We start from the raw sequence: 16,890 nt of genomic DNA on the forward strand, positions 1-16,890 counted from the left end.
GGCAATGGTTGAATGGAGTTTGACATGAAAAAGATCGTCGCAATTCTCGCCGCCGGGACCGCCCTGGCCGCAACCCCTGCTTTCGCGCAGGATGCCACCCCCGCAGAAGCGTTCAGCGGCTTCCATGCTGAAGCGCTGGTCGGTTACGACCACATCCGTACGGGCAGCAGCGAAGACATCGACACCACCCGTGACATCAAGCAGTCGATCGACGGCGTCGAATACGGCGGCGCGGTGGGCTACGACATCCCGCTCGGCACCAACCTGATCGTCGGCGCTGAAGCCGAAATCACCGACAGCAGCGCCAGCCGCGATTACAACAACAGCCAGCCGACCGTTTTCAACCTGGGCCGCGTCGACGCGGGTCGTCAGTACTACTTCGGTGGCCGTCTGGGTTATGCCATGTCGCCTTCGACGCTGGTCTACGTGAAGGGTGGCTACAGCAACGCCCGCTTCAACCTTCAGGGCACGGACGGCACGACCAACCTGCGTCAGCGCCTTGACACCGACGGCTGGCGCGCAGGCGCCGGTGTTGAACAGAAAGTCGGTTCGAATGCCTTCGTGAAACTGGAATACAAGTACACGAAGCTGAGCGATGCCGAATTCGACTTCAACGGCAACACTCCGGATTCGAGCCGCTTCAGCATCGACACTGACCGTCACTCGGTGATGGCCGGCGTTGGCGTCCGCTTCTAATCTTCAGAGCGACGAAGCAAAGGGAAGGGCGGGCCACTTGGCTCGCCCTTTTCTGTTTTGGGCTACCGCTTCGCACACCCCAGCGCAGCGGCATCCATTGCCGAGCCTGCGCCGTCGAGCATGAACCGGTCACGGAAGCTACGGCCATCGGCACTGCGTGCGATGACGATCACCTGCCGCGCACTGCGCATCTGGGCGAGAATGCCAGCATTTACGGTCTGGTCGGCGGGCCATGCATCGGCTTGCCCGGTTTGCAGCGCGAAATTGGCTTCGGGGAATGACACGATCACCTTGGAGCCGGGGGACAGGCGTCGGGCCAAGCGAATGTGGACCGCACCGCGGATATTGCGGCCGGGCCAGTAGCCGACGGTGAAATAGGGCTGGAACTCCTGCGTGCGGCCTGTCGCCTTCTCGGGCATGGCAATGGCATAGCATCGCGGCACGGCAGGATCGCGGAAGGCGCCCCAATTGGCAAAGATGCCAAGACTTTCGCGCGCGATGGCGGGGGCGGCGAGAGCAAGCGCCAGCGCGCAGGCGGCAATCAGGCGCTTCATGGCTCATCCCGCCGCGCGCCATCAAGCAGGCGGGCGGAGCGCTCGGCGTCCAGGCGGTTGCGCGTCTTTTCGGCTTTGGTGCGACCGAATTTGGCGCGGTTGGCCTGCGCTTCGGCTTGTTGTTCGGCCCGTGCCTTGGCCTTGCGGGCCATGCGCAAGTTGACGATCTCGGCCATCAGGCGTGCTCGACCCCGCGTTCCGAACCGAACAGGGTGCGTTCTTTGCCGCCCTCGACCAGCGCGATAGAGCCTTGCACCAGCGAGGGCGCGATGGGCGCGCCGTGGACGGGGTGGACCGGGTAGCCGCCCATTATCCCGCGCAGCACGCGGCTGGAAATGCCGTGCATGACGACAATGTGATCGCCTCCGGCATCGCCAATCTCGTCCAGCCAGCGGTTAAGGCGCGCGGCGATCATCGGATAGTCCTCGCCATCGGGCGCGGGGCGCAGGAGGTGGTCCTCGATCACGATAGGGCCGAACTCGTCTTCCACATCGCTGTAGGAACGCCCGCACCACGATCCCATGTCGATTTCCTTGAGGTCCATCGTGCGGCGGCTGGCGAACCAGTCCAGCCCCAGTTCCTCTGCGATCAGCGCGGCGGTTTGCAGCGCGCGGCCGGTATCGGAAACGTGCAGGGTGGCTTGCGGGCGCTCACCCAGTTCGCGGCGCAGCGCGCAGCCCATGGCGACGGCCTGATCGAAGCCCTGCCGCGTCAGGGGCGTGTGGATGTTGTTGGCCTGAAGGCGGCGGGTGGCGTTGAACACCGTCTCGCCGTGGCGCATGATGTAGAAGCGGCCCTGTTTCATGGGCGAGGCTTTAGCCTGCGGCGTCGGGATAGGAAACGGCCATGATTTCCCATTCCTTCTCGCCCGATGGCAGGCGCACCACGCGCAGATCGCCCACCCGCGCGCCGCGCAGGGCTTTGGCGATGGGCGCGCTCCAGCCGATCAGGTTGCTGGAGGCGTCCTGCTCGTCATCGCCGACGATGGTCAGCACGCGGCGGTTGTCGTCCTCATCCGCTATCTCGACCGTCGCGCCGAACAGCACGCGGCTGCGGTCCTCCATCCGCGCCGGATCGACCACGCGCGAAGTCTTCATCCGCCGCGCCAGAAACGCCAGCTCCCGGTCAATCTCGCGCATCCGCTTGCGGCCATAGAGGTAATCGCCGTTCTCCGACCGATCCCCATTCCCCGCCGCCCAACTGACGATCTCGACAATCGCAGGCCGCTCGGTGCCGAGCAGCAGATCATAGCGCGCGCGCAAGGCGGCGAACCCTGCGGGGGTAATGGGATGGCCGTCGGGCTTCATGGGGTGGCTTTAGGGCGACGACAGATAGGCTGACAACAAGTCCTCCCCATTTTTCCGCAGGACAAATGGGGAGGGGGACCGCCAGCAAAGCTGGTGGTGGAGGGGAGGAAAAAGAACCCCTCCGTCATCGGCTACGCCGCTGACACCTCCCCGTTTGTGCTCCGCAAAAACAGGGAGGATCAAAGAAGCATCTTCCCCCCAATCGTCATCCCGGGCTCGGCCCGGGATCCCGCTTTTCTTTGCAACTCCAAAGGAACAAGCCGTGCTCTGATGCCATTTCAGCGACGTCTGCGGTTGTTACGCCATCAAGCCGCTGTATGTGTTGAGCAATGGCATCAAGTCTGCTCTCTGACGTTTCCCTCCGCGTTCGCATCACCTTCTTCGCATTGACCATGGGGGCTGTTTTTGTGCCCATGGTGTTCATCGCGTTGTTTGCGAAGAGAGAAGAGATTCAACCAAGCATGGTCTTTGGTTGCTATGCTGCACCCGGCGCTCCGCCACTCGAAATCGGATTATCGACAATTCGCATCGTGGAACCTGGTGCGCGGAGATTGAGCTACGAGCCGCAACAATCAAAAACGAGTTATCAGCTAAGCGTCAGGCCAGCGCTGCGGCCCAAACTTCAAGCCGACGGGAAGTACCACTTCGAACAGGCAAGGGGTATCGGCTACTTTTGGTCGCTTCTTCCTGAAGAAGGCAAGAACCGAAACCGCATCAGGCATCCCCGCGAGTATTCCGGACGCTTTGAGGTCTATGCTTCGGATGGCACGCGGCTGGTATATGTCAGGCAAGCCACGACGAAGCTATGCAGGTGAACCCGCTCACCCCGGCTCCCGCTTGCCAATAAAGTAGCTCATCGGATTGCTCCCGCGATAGCTCGCAAACTGCGGGTTCATCGCTTCATAGACCACCGCGTTTTCCAGCACGCGTTGCACATAGTTGCGCGTCTCCGACAGCGGGATGCGTTCCATCCATTCGATCCAGTCGACGCCGCCGTTGCGGGGATCGCCGTTGGCGCGCAGGAACTTGTTCACGTTGCCTGCGCCTGCGTTGTAGGCGGCGACCGCCAGCGGCCATGAGCCGCCGTAGTAATCGAGCATGCGCTGGAAATAGCCCGAGCCGAGCATGATGTTGTAATTGGGGTCATCGATCAGCGACGAGGCGTTGTATGACATCCCCAGCTTGCCCGCCTGTTCGTTGGCGGTGCCGGGCATCAGCTGCATGAGGCCGCGTGCGCCCGCGTGGCTGACTGCGTTCTGGGCGAACTGGCTTTCCTGACGGCTGATCGCGTGGATCATCGTCCATTTCGCGTCATGCCCCGGCGGGACCGGGATCAGCGGGAAGGCGATGTGCTGAAAATCTAGGAAGCCGCGCGCGGCGGCGGCCTGGCCCACGATCACGCCAAGATCGCGGCGGCCTAGATCGCGCGCCAGTTGCGCCACCATCATGTGCTGGCCCTCGCTCTGCTGCTGCTCGGCGATTTCCTTGAAGAAGCGAACCGTGGTGCGCCAATCGCCGTTGCGCGCCACCTCGCGCACGGCGAGCGTGAGCGGCTGGGCGTAGAACTGGCTGCGTTCGGCGGGCGATACCTGTGCGTTGGAATCGGTGGCGAACGTCGGCACCGGACGGCCGAGCCGTTCGAGTGCGAGCAGTCCGTAGAACTGGTCGGCATATTGCGCGGCCATTTCGAAGTAGCGGCGTGCTTCGGCCTGCTGGCCCGCGCGGGCGGCGGCTTTTCCGGCCCAGTAGAAGCCCTTTGACCGGGTGCCGGGGGTGCGTGCCGCCGCGCCATAGCGCCAGAACAGGGGCGCGGCGCCTGCATAGTCTCCGGTGTTGAACCACGCCTGCGTTCCGCCGAGCCACATCAGCGAGGTGTAATCGTCGCGCAGGTCGTACCCCGCCTGGCTGATGTCCTCGCCGGGATTGAACGCATCGTCGATCCCGGCGGCAATGCGCACCGCGCTGCGCGCGTCGCCCGATGTGGCGGCGGCGCGGGCGTTGATCAGCAATTCCTCGACCCACTTTTCGCGGTCGAGCGGCTGGCGGGCAAGCAGCGGGCGATTGGCAAGCAGCGAGCGGGCGGCGGCGCCTTGCCCGGATTTGCGCAACTGGCGCACGCGCTGGAACACGAAGCCGGGATCGCTGTTCAGCGCCTCGGTCGTCATCCCGCCGAACGCGACATAGGGATCGCCGCCCTGCATCGCGGCAAGGCGCGCGGCATCAATCGCCTTGCGCGCCGGACTGACCCAGACGAGCTGGCGCGCGGCCAGATCGGTTGCGCCGGACCACAGCAGCGCGTCCATCCGCGCATCGTGATCGTCGAGCGTGAAAGTGGGGCCGAACGCGCTGAGCAGCGCGCTTTCGGCAGCGTCGGTCATCGCCCCGCCGCGCCATGCCGCGCGCGCGGATTCGCGCGCCTCCGGCCGGCCAAGCGCCATCAGCGCCAGCGCATATTGCGCGCGGCCGGGGTTGGTCAGCGGCGGCTTGCGGTCGAAATAGGAGACGAGGCGGCTTGCATCCGCAGGTTCGCGTTCCAGCGAACTTTCGGCAAAGCGGCGCAGCTTTTCCTCGTCCGGAAAACCCGGATAAGTGAGAACGAAAGTGGAGTAATCCGAGAAGCCGAAACGGTTGGACGAGGTGAGCAGCTTCCACCGTTCGACCGCGCCCATCATCGGCCCGCCCTGGCTGGCAACGAGATTGGCGCGCGCACGGTCCCAATCGGAGCCATCGGTTCCATCGGCAGTGCCGGCATGCACGGCGCTGGAGGCGGCGAGCGTTTGCAGAAGTAACCCTGCAACCCCCCAACGCAAGATCAAGGCTTTCACGTCCATGCGGGACATACTATGGACCGGCTCCTTATCAGGCGCTGAACAGACCCCCCGTGGGTATGACACCGCATGTTCGATGTGCGACCATGCGGCAAATTGAGGGATATTGTCCATGTTTTCCGGCTCCATTCCGGCCCTTGTGACTCCTTTTCGCGACGGAGCGTTCGACGAGAAAGCGTTTCGCCGTCTGGTCGACTGGCAGATCGAGAATGGATCGTCGGCGCTTGTCCCCTGCGGCACCACCGGCGAGGCTTCGACGCTTTCGAACGCCGAACATCACCGCGTGATCGAAGTCTGCGTTGAGCAAGTGGCGGGCCGGGTTCCGGTGATCGCAGGCTGCGGCAGCAACGATACGATGAACGCGCTGCTCCACATGAACTTCGCCCGGAAGTGCGGCGCGCAGGCCGCGCTTTGCGTTGCGCCCTACTACAATCGCCCCAGCCAGGCGGGCATCATTGCGCACTTCAGCTATCTGGCCGAGCACAACGACTTGCCGATCGTGCTCTATAACGTGCCGGGCCGCACGGTGACGGACATCCTGCCCGAAACCGTGTGCGAACTGGCCAAGCGCTATCCCGAAAAGATCATCGGGATCAAGGACGCCAGCGGCGACCTTTCCCGCGTGACCGACCACCGCATGGGCATCGGCAAGCACTTCTGCCAGATGTCGGGCGACGACGAACTGGCGCTTCCCGCCAATGCGGCAGGCGCGGTCGGCTGCATCTCGGTGACCGCTAACGTCGCACCCAAGCTTTGCGCCGAATTCCAGGCTGCCTGCGCGGCCAACGATCTGGAAAAGGCGCGCGAGCTGAACGACAAGCTCTATCCGCTGCACTATGCGATGTTTTCCGATGCCTCGCCGGGGCCCGTGAAGTATGCGCTGAGCCGTGTGTTCGAGGGTGTCAGCGACGAATTGCGCCTGCCGATGGTGGCTGCTTGCGCCGAAGCCCGCGCCAAGGTGGACGCGGCGCTGGAGCATGCAGGGCTGATCTGACGGTGGCGGGCGACAAACTGGCCGACAAAGTGTGAAGTCCCACTTCCGCTTTGCCGGGCCAGCGCCTACATGGGCGGAACCATGGCACGCCCCGTAAACCCAGAATTCGAGAAAACGAAAGTCGTCGCCGAGAACCGGCGCGCGCGTTTTGAATACTTCATCGAGGACCGCTACGAGGCGGGAATCTGCCTTACCGGCACCGAGGTGAAGTCGCTGCGCTTTGGCGAAGGCTCGATTGCCGAGTCCTACGCCGAAGTGAAGAACGGCGAGGTGTGGCTGGTCAATTCCAACGTGCCCGAATTCAGCCACGGCAACCGCAACAACCATGTGCCCAAGCGCCCGCGCAAGCTGCTGCTGAAAGAGCGCCAGATCGCCAAGTTCCACGGCGCGGTGGAGCGCAAGGGCATGACGCTGGTGCCGCTCTCGATCTACTTCAACAGCAGGGGCCGCGCGAAAGTCGAACTCGCGCTGGCGAAGGGCAAGAACGCTGCCGACAAGCGCGGCGTGATGAAGGAGCGCGACTGGAAGCGCGACAAGGCCCGGATCATGAAGGATCACGGCTAGGGTTTGAAGGGCGCGCACACTTCACCGCCCGGTAAGGCGATTTGGTCTATTTGCGGGCAAGCGTCCCTTGGGGGGCGGACGGGAAACGGGTAACAGCAAGGCGCCATGTTCAACAGGATCGTCAACTGGGCGCGAGCCAACATGCCGACGCGCGAGCAGATGGAGCACAACCGCTTCGCCCGCCCGCTGGCTGCGCGCCATGAACTGTGGCGCTTCACCCGGCGGTCGGTGCCGCGCGGGGTGGCGGCAGGGCTGTTCATCGGCATTTTTGCGTTGATTCCCGGAGTACAGATCGTCGGCGCGGCCCTGATGTGCGTGCCGGTGCGCGGCAATATCCCGCTGGCGGTGCTGATGACCTTCGTGTCCATCCCGCCGACGACGCTGTTCGTGTTTCTCCCCGGTGCGATCTGGGTGGGCAACCGGTTCGGCTATCACGCCGATTTTTCGACCGTGAGCGACCTCGTCACCCGCGGGGCGAGCGTGGGTGACTGGCTGGCATGGCTGGGGTCTGACGCGGCGCCCTCGCTGATCATTGGGCTGTTCCTGATTTCCGTGGTCACTGCCGCCGTGGGCTATCTGCTCTCTGCCATCGGCTGGCGCATGTGGACTGCGCACAAGCGCAAGGTCCGCCTGATGCGCTTTGCAGCGCAGGATTTCCCTGACTGATGACAAGCGCCGGGGCTGACCTCGACGGGCCAACCATCGGGCGCACGCCATTGCGCGATTGGGCGCTGCTGGGCGGTGCAGTGGTGGCGAGCGCGGGTCTGCTGTGGGGCGTTTCGGGCCAGCCTTTGGTCGCGGCGGGCTTCCTCGGCGGGGTGAGCGCGATTGGCGCGGTGCTGCGGCTGGTCATCCGGCCCGCACCAGCCGAAGCCGCTGCCGAATTCGCCATTCCTGACTGGTCTGTGACCAACGCGGCAATCGAACGATCGGACGCCGGTATCGCGATTACCGACCGGGCGGGGCGACTGGTCTGCGCCAACGCGCTGATGGGGCAGTGGTTCGGAATTTCCGCTGCGCCGCCGCGCCTGCCGCTGGAAAAGGCTTCGGTTGATGCGCTCGAAGATGCCGCGCGGGCAGCGTGGCGTGACGGGGCTGCCAAAGTTGATGCGCTGACCGGTCAGGCCGGCACATGGCGCGCCGAGATAGGCCGGGCCGGGCGGGGCGAGGATTTTCTCGTCTGGCGGCTGATGCCTGTGGCGTCGCAGGATCTGCTCGCCGAAACAGCCGCGCATGTATCGGGAAAGCTGGGCCGCGTGCTGGCGCGCGAGGGCCTGCAGGCCGCCGTGGTCACGCCTGAAGGCGCGATCGTCGCCGCCAACACCGCGTTTGCGCAGCGCGCGACAGGCGACGCCGCGCAGGATATGGCCGGGCAGGACTTCGTCTCGTTCCTTGCAAGTGACGAGGCCGAGCGCATCTTCTACGCACGCGAGACGGGCAAGGGCACGCCGGTGCGGCTGGTCCACCTGCCGGTCGCCGATCCCGATGGCTTTGTGAATATCGACCCGGCGCGGACCCCATCGCTGTTCCTGCTGATCGACAATCAGGGCGGCGTGGGCGAGGTGCGTGCAGGCCTGCCGCAGATCGAGGCGCTGCTTTCGCGCTTGCCGCTGGGTCTTGCGATGACTGACCGCGACGGGCGCATCCTGTTCGCCAATGCCGCGTTCCTGCGCGCTGCGGGGCATGAGGACACGATCCCGCCGCCTTATCCGTCCGACCTTGTCATCAAGGAAGACAAGGGTGCACTGGCCGATGCCGTGCGCCGCTATGGCCAAGGGCAGCCGATGGCGGGCGACGTGGCGGTGCGCCTGCGCGCCGCGCCCGAGGAACCGGTTTCGCTCAGCCTTGCGGGGGTGCGCGGGCTGGGTGAAGGTGCAGTGCTGCTCAGCCTCAAGGATTCGTCCGAAGAAACCCGGCTCAAGCGCGAGATTGCGCAGGCGACCAAGATGCAGGCAGTGGGCCAGCTTGCGGGCGGCGTAGCGCACGACTTCAACAACGTGCTGACCGCGATCATCGGCTATTGCGACCTCATGCTGATGCGCCACACTCCGGGCGACAGCGACTACGATGACATTCAGCAGGTCAAGGCGAACTCCAACCGCGCCGCCTCGCTGACGCGGCAGTTGCTCGCTTTCTCGCGCCAGCAGACTCTTCGCCCGCAAGTGCTGCAATTGCCAGATGTGGTTGCCGAAGTCTCGGCGCTGCTCAAGCGGCTGATCGGCGAAAAGATCGTGCTGGAAGTGACGCACGACCGCGATCTTGGCTTTGTGCGGGCAGACCCGACGCAGCTTGAGCAGGTTCTGCTCAATCTTGCCGTCAACGCGCGCGATGCCATCAACGACAAGCAGAAGAGCGTGGGCGCGAAGGCTGGCGGGGTAGTCAAGCTCATCACGCGCCGGGTGACGGCGGCTGATGTGCGCACGATGAAGAGCGAGATCCTGCCGATCGGCGATTACACTGCGCTGGTGGTCGAGGATAACGGGCACGGTATCAAAGCGAGCCAGATTGGTAAAATATTCGAGCCGTTCTTTACCACAAAGGAGAAGGGTAAGGGCACCGGCCTTGGTCTTTCAACCGTTTACGGCATCGTCAAGCAATCAGGCGGGTTCATCTTTGCCGAGAGCGAGGTGGGAAGGTTCACCCGCTTCACCATCTACTTGCCCGTGCATGTTCCCGATGCTGCCGAAACTGCCGAAACTGCCGAAGCTGCGCGGCCCAAGGTGGAAATCAAGCGCGATTGGACCGGCGGCGGGCGCGTGCTCCTCGTCGAGGATGAGGACACTGTCCGCGCCGTGGCCGAACGCGCTCTGCTCAGGCAAGGCTATGAGGTGACCACCGCCGCCGATGGCGAAGAAGGCCTCGAAGCCATCGGCAAGGGCATGTTCGATCTTGTCGTGTCCGACGTGGTGATGCCATCAATGGATGGCCCCGCCATGGCGCGCGAAATCCGCGCGCTCAAGCCCGAACTGCCGTTCCTGTTCATGTCGGGCTATGCCGAGGAACACTTGCGGCGCGAGATCGACATTCCCAACATGCACTTCCTCGCCAAACCGTTCTCGGTCCAGCAACTGGTCGAAGCGGTGGAAATGGTGCTGCGCGGCGGCTGACCTAGCCGATGGTCGCAACCGTCTGGGCTTGCCCGGTTGAAGCGGCAAGGGCGGCGGCTTCGACGACTGCCATCACAAACAGTGCCTCTTGCGGCCGCACCGGAACATCGCCGCCGTCCAGCGCCGCAGCCATTTTCGTATAGAACTGCGGGTAGTCCCCGCCCTGCAGCGGAACCGGGCTAGGCGCGCCTTCCACGTTGTAGAAATCCATCGGCTGCGGATCGTCCGCCCAGCCTGCATCGCCGGGCCTGATGCCGCGCACCAATTGCGCCTCTTGCGGATCGAGGCCATGCTTGATCAGGCTCCCGCCGCTGCCATGGACGATGAAACGCGGCGATCCGCCTGCCACCAGCATGCCGGCGTTGAGCACGCAGCGCAGGCGCGGGTATTCCAGCACCACATGTGCCCAGTCATCGGTCGTCGCACCGTCGCGCAACGCTCCAAGGCTGGCGATCACGCGCGTTGGGCTACCGAACAGGCACAGCGCCTGATCGACCAGATGCGGCCCCAAGTCTGCCCACACGCCGCTGCCGGGACCGGGCTTCTCGCGCCAACGGTCGCGCACGACCGGGCGGAAGCGATCGAAGTGGCTCTCGAAATGCGCAACCTCGCCAATAGTACCCTGTGCGATGGCATGGCGGATGGACAGGAAATCGCCGTCCCACCGGCGGTTGTGAAATATCGAGAGCAGTACGCCGCGCGCCTTGGCATGGGCGACGATCTCGCGTGCCTCCGCCAGCGTAAGCGCCAAGGGCTTGTCCACAACCACGGCCTTGCCAGCCTCGATGGCGGCATGGGCGAGCGGTGCGTGGCTGTCGTTCGGCGTGGCAATCACCACCAGGGCGATTGAAGGATCGGCCAGCACGGCGGCGAGATCGGGTTCGACCCGCATGCCGGGCAGGTCGGCGTGGACCTTGGCGGCATCGCGCGAAACGACTGCGGCCAGCGCCAGACCATCCGCTGCCTCGATCAGCGGCGCGTGAAATGTCTTTCCGGCATAGCCATAACCGATAAGCGCGACGTTGTGTGGGGCAGGCAATACAGGCTCCTCAGAATGACAGCGTCAATGTGAACGGCTCGCCTTCGATCAGGCCTTCGGCCTTGCGTACCGCCGCCTTGACCGGAACCATCCAGCCGCGCTCCTTGCTCGGAAACGCCGAAGTGCGCCAGCAGGTATCGCCGACGTTGGCCTCGACCTTGACCGCGCCCCACCCGGCGGGGCGGCCGGTTTCCAGCCTGTGCATCAACGCAGTGGCAGAAAGCGCCTCGCCAATTTCGCCGTTCACGGTGACGAAGAACCAGTCGCCGCCCTTTTCTCCCACGCTCCAGCGCCAAAGCGTGGCAGTCAGTTCGTGTTCCACATCGGTCATTTTGCGCGGCGCACCGGGACTTTCACGTTGCAGATGTCGATCCCGCCCGCAGGTTGCACGTAGAATGCTTCACGGTGATTGGCGCTGGCCTCGGCATAGCGGTGGAACGATGGGCTTTCGGTCGAAAGATATTCGTAGGCCGGAAGGTCCGGCACTTCGCTTGCGGGATGGACCGAGACGATCGGCGTGCGCTCTGCAGGATTGGCATAGACGCCCATCGGCGCTGGCCCGCGCGGCAGCGAGGAAAGATGCGCCATGCCGTCGATCACGCGCCCGACGACGGCGAGGTTGCGGTCAAGCTGGCGCGGCGCATGGCCGATCACCGCATAAAGCTCGGCGCCGGTGCCGGTATCAGGCGGCGTGTCGCGTGCCACGCCAATGCTGCCATAGCAATGGAGCGGCCAAGCGCTTGGCCCCTTGCGGGATGCGCCGAGTGGCCAGCCGCGATAGAAGAACGTCTCGTCGGCATAGGGGTCGGCGTCCTTGATCGCCAGCTTGCTGTGCGTCAGCGCGTGCCACGCCGCGTGTGTGCCTTCCATGGTGGCGAGCCAGGTATCGAGTTCCTCGTGGCTGGCACTCTTTTCGGGTCCTTCTGGATGCACCACGTAGGCGCTCTGCGGCACGGCAGCGAGCCCCGGCGGCAGCGGCTTGGCCTTTGCCTTGTCTTCGCCATCGGCATCGCCCCACTGCGAAACCCAGTTGTCCTGCACCCTGTAGACCGACGTGCCATCCCACCAGTGCGCCGCCGCCAGCGTGCGAACATTGCCTGTCCAGCCTTGCGAGAACGGCTCGGGCATGAGTTGCAGCACCACCCGGCGCGGCCGTCCGGCGGCGTCGGGCGCAAGGTCCATGACCAGCAGGTCCTCAGCGGGAACGCGCGACCAGTCGGCCGCAGGCGCAGCGGCGATAATCTCGCCCGGCGAAAGGACCACGGCGGGGGCAGGCGAGGCCGCGAGCGCGGCGAGCAAGGCAAGCAATGACATTTGTCCATCATTGCAGGAACCGACGCCTTGCGAAAGCGCTCACGTGCCGCTAGGGGCACCGCTCCAGAGCAATGCGGAGCGGTGGCCGAGTGGTCGAAGGCGCTCGCCTGGAAAGTGAGTATGGGCCAAAAGCTCATCGAGGGTTCGAATCCCTCCCGCTCCGCCAACTGCCTTTTTCATCGCAGGCGAATTGTTGAAGTCCACGTCGACCGTGCGGCTTTGCGAGGCAGTTCGTGTTATGCGCTAGCGAGTTTCCATTGCGCTATCGATTAGGTGCCTGAAACTTGGCACTGTGCTGCGGGGACCGTGTTAGGCTGGTATGGTGACGACGGGAGCGGCGCGTAGAAATGATCGTGTTTGTTGCAGCGCTGGTCTGCCGTCTCGTTCTCGCGGCGGTTTTTGCCTTGGCGGGGTTGACCAAGCTGGCGGATACGGACCGGACTCGCGAGATGCTTGCCGGGTTCGGCTTGCGGCGCGGATTGCTCGGCGTCATGGCTTTGGCCTTGCCATTGGCGGAACTGGCGGTTGCCACCGCGCTGGTGGTGCCGCCTGCCGCTTTTGGCGGAGCATTGGCGGCGGCTGCGCTGCTGACGCTGTTTACGGGTGCCATCGCGCTCAACCTGGCAAAGGGCCGCCATCCCGATTGCAACTGTTTTGGCCAGATCGGCTCGGCTCCGATCGGACCTGCAACGTTGCTGCGCAACGCGGTCTTGACGGGCATGGCGATGGTGGTCGTGGCGGCAGGGCCGGGGGCCGCCGCGATCTGGCGGCTGGACCGCTATTTCGGCGTTTCCCCGCTCGCCGCCTTGGCCGTAGTGGGCGCGGTGCTGGCTCTCCTGCTGCTCCTGCTGATTGCGGCGGCGCAAATGCGGATCCTCCACAGTCTGTCGCGCATTCAACCGGGGACCGCCGCCGGGGCAACCGTTCGGGAACTGCCGGGGGACAGCCGCGGTTTGCCAGAGGGCTCGCTGGCGCCGTCATTCGGGCTGAGCGACACCCGCGGCGCTTTCGTCACGCTCGAACAATTGCTGGCACCTGGGCGCCGCGTGATCCTGCTGTTCGTCAAGCCCGATTGCCCGCCCTGTGTGGCAATGGCGGACGAGGTCGACCGCTGGCAGAGCAGCCATGCCGGCTTGGTCGACATCGTGCGGATCAGCGACGGCATGGCGGCTGTCGAGCACGATGCCCTGCTGCAAGTCAGGGGTGAACTGGCGCAGGCCTATGCCTGCTGGGGCACGCCTTGCGCGGTGCTGGTCAATCCCGACGGCCGCATCGGCAGCGCTGCGGCACAGGGCGCAGCAGCCATTCGCGCATTGGTGCGGCGCACTGTGGTTGCTGCCACGATCGCCGGCATCAAGCCCGCCTGAACTTGCGCTGCACCGCTTGTCCCATCGTCGCAGCGCAACGCCGTAGCTTCCACGGCAGGCGCGATCCCGGTGCGGGCAATCCGCCGCTCCAAATCGTTGCCTTGATCGCGTCCGGCCAATGCCAGCGCAGCTTGGCCAAGGGATCACGAAAGCTTACATCGCCGGACATGTTGATCTGTCCGGCATGGGGGTAGCTCCAGTAACGCAGCACTGTTTCTTCAAGCCAATCGGGCACGCATTGATTGCGCACCCGGAGCGGCAGGTGTTCGCTGCGTGCGCCGAGCAACCGTTGCGCCAGCATCACGGCAGCGGCGGTCCACGCGGCCGTGGCGGGCCTTTTCCCCAAGCAACTGTCCCAGTCGAAATCGGGGCCGGCCGCTTCGCTCATCGCCGCGACATCGCACAACCACAGCGGCCGCCACGCGCCGTGCCGGAACATGTGAATGGCGCACAGCCGCAAGTGATCCTCTGGCGATGGTGCCAGCAGGGTGCCCTTGGGCAGGCTCACCACATGCGCGCGGGAGAACAGTATCTCGACGTCGGCGTCGTAGAAGGCGTCGAGCCGTCCATGCAAATCGACGCTACAGTGTCTGCGTGGCCCGAATGGCATGGCAAAGTCATTGCCGTGGAATCTCGTTGCAGCCTTGGCCAGCGCTGCGTGTGCGTTTGCGAAATCGCATTCGCGCACCACAAGGTCAAAATCCCCGTAGGGGCGGAGCCAGCCCTCGGGATAACTGCGCGCCGCCGCCCAGCCCTTGAACAGCAAGGGCACGACTCCCGCACCGTTGAGCAAGCTGCACAGTTCCGACAGCGCCGCGTCCTTCGCCATTTCTTCCAGCGCCAGCAACTGTGCCGAGCCGCGCAGCGTTTCCGCATGGGGCGCAAGGGGCGTGCCCTTGAGTCGCCACCAGCCCAGCGCCGTGCCGCCAGACATGGTGAGCAATGGCGTCACCCGGTCGATCTGCGCTGGCGTGAGGTCGCAGGGCGGGGGTGAGGCGCGCCAAGCCCCTGACAGGACACGGGCCACCAGCATGGCGTCATCTGGCAAGGTCTGCACGCTCTTCCGTTCCTTGCATGGCAGCCACGATCTTGCCGATCAGCCCGCGTGCCTCGCCCCGGTCAGAGCGGATAAAGCGCGCCCGGTCTGCCACCGCGCCGATGACCGACACTGCCAGCGAAGGCCAGCGCCGTGCCGCGATGGTATTGGCCATGATCGCCAGCGCGCCCTCGGCAGTGGATAGCGTCTGCGGCGCCCAGTCTGCGCCGTGGGAGTAGCGGGTCAGCACCACCAGTCCGACGGGCATGGCCTTGCGCGCGGCCACGCCGCCCAGCGCTTCGACCGGCGTTTCGCGCTGGCGCTCTGTGCGCGATGGGCGCAGCGACAACGGCTTGGCGAATGGATGTGCCCGGCCTTGATCATCCAGCACGGCATATTCGTCGGAAAAGTATGTGGCTCCGGCCTTCACCAGTTCGGCAACCAGCGTCGTCTTGCCCGCAAGAGACTTGCCGGGAAAGATGATTGCCTTGCCGTACAAGCCGACCACGCCGGCGTGGATGAACAGCTTCCGCCGGGAAAACTCGGCGAATGTGGCGCGCAAATGCGTGTCGAAGGCGTCGAGCAGGTCGACCAGCCGTTCGGGCTGGCATTTCATTTCAGCGTCGCCGTAAATCCAATAGCGATCGCTGCTGTGAAAGACTGACAGCGTACGGTCCACCTTTCCCGGTGCCGCCAGTCGCGTGCCGGGCGATGGACGCGCTGCAAGCTGTGCGCCGAGGTCAGAATCGACAAAACGCACGCCAATGCGCGCGCCGTAGCCCACAAAAAAGATGGTATCCGCGCCAGCAAGCTCGGCGGACATGCTGGGGTCAGGCTGCATGGCCAAGTCGTGATACAGAATGCCGTGCTGTTCAACGTTCTTTTTCAGTCGGCTGTGCTTGCCTTTCATGGGTCTTTAATACATCCTCTTGGCGAACGGAGGGCTGCCGACATGGAAGCTGAGATCAGACCATTTGCGCGTGCCGATGAACTCGTCGTGCGTGATATGGACGGCGAAGTGCTGGTCTATGACCTGAACAAGGATGAGGCGATCACCCTCAATCTGTTCGCCGCTGCCGTGTGGCGCGCCTGCGATGGCAAGACTTCGTTTCGCGGGCTTGTTGCAAAGCTGCAGGCCCAGTTGCCCGGCGATCTGGTTTCGGAAGATGCGGTCTGGCGCGCGCTCGACATGCTTTCGCGCTGCGATCTCTTGCAGGAACAGGTCACGCCGCCCGTTTCCCACAGCCGCCGAGACATGATGAAAGCGCTCGGCATGGCTGCGGCTGCAGTGCCGATCGTCTCGATGATCGTGGTGCCGACGCCCGCTCAGGCGGCCAGTTGCGGCTGTTCCTCGCCGGGTAACTGCATCACGCAAACGTCGTGCGCCAGTTCGGTGAATTGCAATAGATCGGGGGTATGCGCGCCTTAAAACGCGATCAGACCGCCGGTTTCGGCTCCTTGCGAAACCAGCAATTTACCGCAAAACGCGAATCCATGAACGTGCCCGACGGGCAGGCGACCGGCATAACCTCGTGCTGGACGAAAGACGGGAAAGCCACGAGGCTGTTGTGCGTGGGCGCGACCTCTTCGTATCCGTCACCGGTGAGTGGATAGAGCCTGAGCGTGCCGCCACTGAAGCCGCAGGGCTGGCGATGAAAATAGTACACGCCGCTGATCACCCGGTCGATGCCCCAGCCCTTGTAGCTGTCGCCATGGCGGCAGAAAAATCCGCCGTCATTGTGCGCGGCGATTTGCAGCTCGATGTCCTGTAGTTTGTAGGCACCCATGCCGATCCGCTCACGCAACATGGGCTCGGCGGCATGAAGGTGCTGCAACATCGGTTCAAGACAATCGCCCAGATCTTCCAGTCCCAGCGAAATGCGTGAGGCCGGATCGACCCGCGTTCCGTCCGTCTGGCGGACGGTTGTGGGCGTGAACCTGTCCTGATTGGCCGCGACATGACCGAGCAAACGCTGGACCAGCGCCGGGTCGAGGAAATTTTCAATCACCGCATGCGGGAAGAAGCGAGCAGGCGGTGCTGTACCGGTGTCTGGCATGGGTAAAGCCTATGCTGCAGCGAAGGC

The 16,890-nt window shown here is 64.4% G+C and carries 19 protein-coding genes and 1 tRNA gene; 9 read left to right on the forward strand and 11 right to left on the reverse strand.

What is annotated here, in order from left to right; all coding sequences use genetic code 11:
• The first annotated feature begins 24 nt into the window (after positions 1–24).
• On the forward strand, positions 25–696 hold the full coding sequence (locus RM192_RS06465) for a porin family protein (RefSeq protein ID WP_311506727.1): 672 nt from the start codon (positions 25–27) through the stop codon (positions 694–696).
• Between the two features lie 62 nt (positions 697–758).
• On the opposite strand, the gene RM192_RS06470 is transcribed toward RM192_RS06465, so the two are convergent.
• From RM192_RS06470 to greB, 4 genes are read right to left on the reverse strand one after another with little or no spacing between them, the layout of a single operon-like run.
• Positions 759–1,250 (reverse strand): hypothetical protein, encoded by a 492-nt coding sequence (locus RM192_RS06470; protein WP_311506728.1) that lies wholly within the window; start codon positions 1,248–1,250, stop codon positions 759–761.
• The gene (locus RM192_RS06475) at positions 1,247–1,426 is read right to left on the reverse strand and encodes a DUF4169 family protein (protein ID WP_311506729.1); all 180 of its coding nucleotides are present in this window, start codon (positions 1,424–1,426) and stop codon (positions 1,247–1,249) included. The genes RM192_RS06470 and RM192_RS06475 overlap by 4 nt, the downstream gene beginning before the upstream one ends.
• Positions 1,426–2,055: a phosphoglycerate mutase family protein gene (locus tag RM192_RS06480; protein ID WP_311506730.1), complete on the reverse strand. Its 630-nt coding sequence runs from the start codon at positions 2,053–2,055 to the stop codon at positions 1,426–1,428. The genes RM192_RS06475 and RM192_RS06480 overlap by 1 nt, the downstream gene beginning before the upstream one ends.
• A 10-nt stretch (positions 2,056–2,065) precedes the next feature.
• Positions 2,066–2,557 (reverse strand): transcription elongation factor GreB, encoded by a 492-nt coding sequence (gene greB / locus RM192_RS06485; RefSeq protein WP_311506731.1) that lies wholly within the window; start codon positions 2,555–2,557, stop codon positions 2,066–2,068.
• Positions 2,558–2,886: 329 nt separating this feature from the next.
• Here greB and RM192_RS06490 point away from each other — a divergent pair, with 329 nt between their 5' ends.
• A complete protein-coding gene (locus RM192_RS06490) occupies positions 2,887–3,372 on the forward strand; it encodes a hypothetical protein (protein WP_311506732.1) in 486 nt (161 codons plus the stop codon).
• 6 nt (positions 3,373–3,378) lie between these two features.
• Here the strand turns inward: RM192_RS06490 and RM192_RS06495 are convergent, their stop codons facing one another.
• On the reverse strand, positions 3,379–5,397 hold the full coding sequence (locus RM192_RS06495; protein WP_311506733.1) for a lytic transglycosylase domain-containing protein: 2,019 nt from the start codon (positions 5,395–5,397) through the stop codon (positions 3,379–3,381).
• 100 nt (positions 5,398–5,497) lie between these two features.
• On the opposite strand from RM192_RS06495, the gene dapA reads away from it, so the two are divergent.
• The 4 genes from dapA (at position 5,498) to RM192_RS06515 (ending at position 10,050) form a co-directional block, all read left to right on the forward strand.
• Positions 5,498–6,379 (forward strand): 4-hydroxy-tetrahydrodipicolinate synthase, encoded by an 882-nt coding sequence (gene dapA, locus RM192_RS06500; RefSeq protein WP_311506734.1) that lies wholly within the window; start codon positions 5,498–5,500, stop codon positions 6,377–6,379.
• Between the two features lie 81 nt (positions 6,380–6,460).
• Positions 6,461–6,943 carry an SsrA-binding protein SmpB gene (gene smpB, locus RM192_RS06505; protein WP_054107393.1) on the forward strand — a complete coding sequence of 161 codons (483 nt, stop codon included), beginning with the start codon at positions 6,461–6,463 and terminating at the stop codon, positions 6,941–6,943.
• Between the two features lie 105 nt (positions 6,944–7,048).
• A complete protein-coding gene (locus RM192_RS06510) occupies positions 7,049–7,609 on the forward strand; it encodes a DUF2062 domain-containing protein (protein WP_311506735.1) in 561 nt (186 codons plus the stop codon).
• On the forward strand, positions 7,609–10,050 hold the full coding sequence (locus RM192_RS06515; protein ID WP_311506736.1) for a response regulator: 2,442 nt from the start codon (positions 7,609–7,611) through the stop codon (positions 10,048–10,050). The genes RM192_RS06510 and RM192_RS06515 overlap by 1 nt, the downstream gene beginning before the upstream one ends.
• A gap of 1 nt (position 10,051) precedes the next feature.
• On the opposite strand, the gene RM192_RS06520 is transcribed toward RM192_RS06515, so the two are convergent.
• The 3 genes from RM192_RS06520 to RM192_RS06530 are packed head-to-tail and all read right to left on the reverse strand — an operon-like array spanning position 10,052 to position 12,403.
• Positions 10,052–11,089 carry an oxidoreductase gene (locus tag RM192_RS06520; RefSeq protein WP_311506737.1) on the reverse strand — a complete coding sequence of 346 codons (1,038 nt, stop codon included), beginning with the start codon at positions 11,087–11,089 and terminating at the stop codon, positions 10,052–10,054.
• Positions 11,090–11,099: 10 nt separating this feature from the next.
• A complete protein-coding gene (locus RM192_RS06525) occupies positions 11,100–11,420 on the reverse strand; it encodes a DUF1905 domain-containing protein (RefSeq protein ID WP_311506738.1) in 321 nt (106 codons plus the stop codon).
• Complete coding sequence (locus RM192_RS06530; protein WP_311506739.1) at positions 11,417–12,403, reverse strand: peptidylprolyl isomerase; 987 nt, start codon at positions 12,401–12,403, stop codon at positions 11,417–11,419. The genes RM192_RS06525 and RM192_RS06530 overlap by 4 nt, the downstream gene beginning before the upstream one ends.
• A 75-nt stretch (positions 12,404–12,478) precedes the next feature.
• Between RM192_RS06530 and RM192_RS06535 the strand changes: the two genes are divergently transcribed.
• Positions 12,479–12,569 (forward strand) — tRNA-Ser (locus RM192_RS06535).
• 181 nt (positions 12,570–12,750) lie between these two features.
• Positions 12,751–13,770 carry a MauE/DoxX family redox-associated membrane protein gene (locus RM192_RS06540; protein ID WP_311506740.1) on the forward strand — a complete coding sequence of 340 codons (1,020 nt, stop codon included), beginning with the start codon at positions 12,751–12,753 and terminating at the stop codon, positions 13,768–13,770.
• Here RM192_RS06540 and RM192_RS06545 read toward each other — a convergent pair.
• Both RM192_RS06545 and RM192_RS06550 read right to left on the reverse strand, forming a co-directional pair.
• Positions 13,757–14,827 carry a nucleotidyltransferase family protein gene (locus tag RM192_RS06545; protein ID WP_311506741.1) on the reverse strand — a complete coding sequence of 357 codons (1,071 nt, stop codon included), beginning with the start codon at positions 14,825–14,827 and terminating at the stop codon, positions 13,757–13,759. The genes RM192_RS06540 and RM192_RS06545 overlap by 14 nt on opposite strands.
• Positions 14,808–15,647, reverse strand: coding sequence for a hypothetical protein (locus RM192_RS06550; protein ID WP_311506742.1), 840 nt, complete (start codon positions 15,645–15,647; stop codon positions 14,808–14,810). Before RM192_RS06550 ends, RM192_RS06545 begins: the two co-directional genes overlap by 20 nt.
• 111 nt (positions 15,648–15,758) lie before the next feature.
• Between RM192_RS06550 and RM192_RS06555 the strand changes: the two genes are divergently transcribed.
• A complete protein-coding gene (locus tag RM192_RS06555) occupies positions 15,759–16,235 on the forward strand; it encodes a PqqD family protein (protein WP_311506743.1) in 477 nt (158 codons plus the stop codon).
• Positions 16,236–16,242: 7 nt separating this feature from the next.
• On the opposite strand, the gene RM192_RS06560 is transcribed toward RM192_RS06555, so the two are convergent.
• Positions 16,243–16,863 (reverse strand): 2OG-Fe(II) oxygenase, encoded by a 621-nt coding sequence (locus tag RM192_RS06560; RefSeq protein WP_311506744.1) that lies wholly within the window; start codon positions 16,861–16,863, stop codon positions 16,243–16,245.
• Positions 16,864–16,890: the final 27 nt, after the last annotated feature.

Origin of the sequence: Novosphingobium sp. MMS21-SN21R (assembly GCF_031846015.1) — a bacterium.
Classification (GTDB): domain Bacteria; phylum Pseudomonadota; class Alphaproteobacteria; order Sphingomonadales; family Sphingomonadaceae; genus Novosphingobium.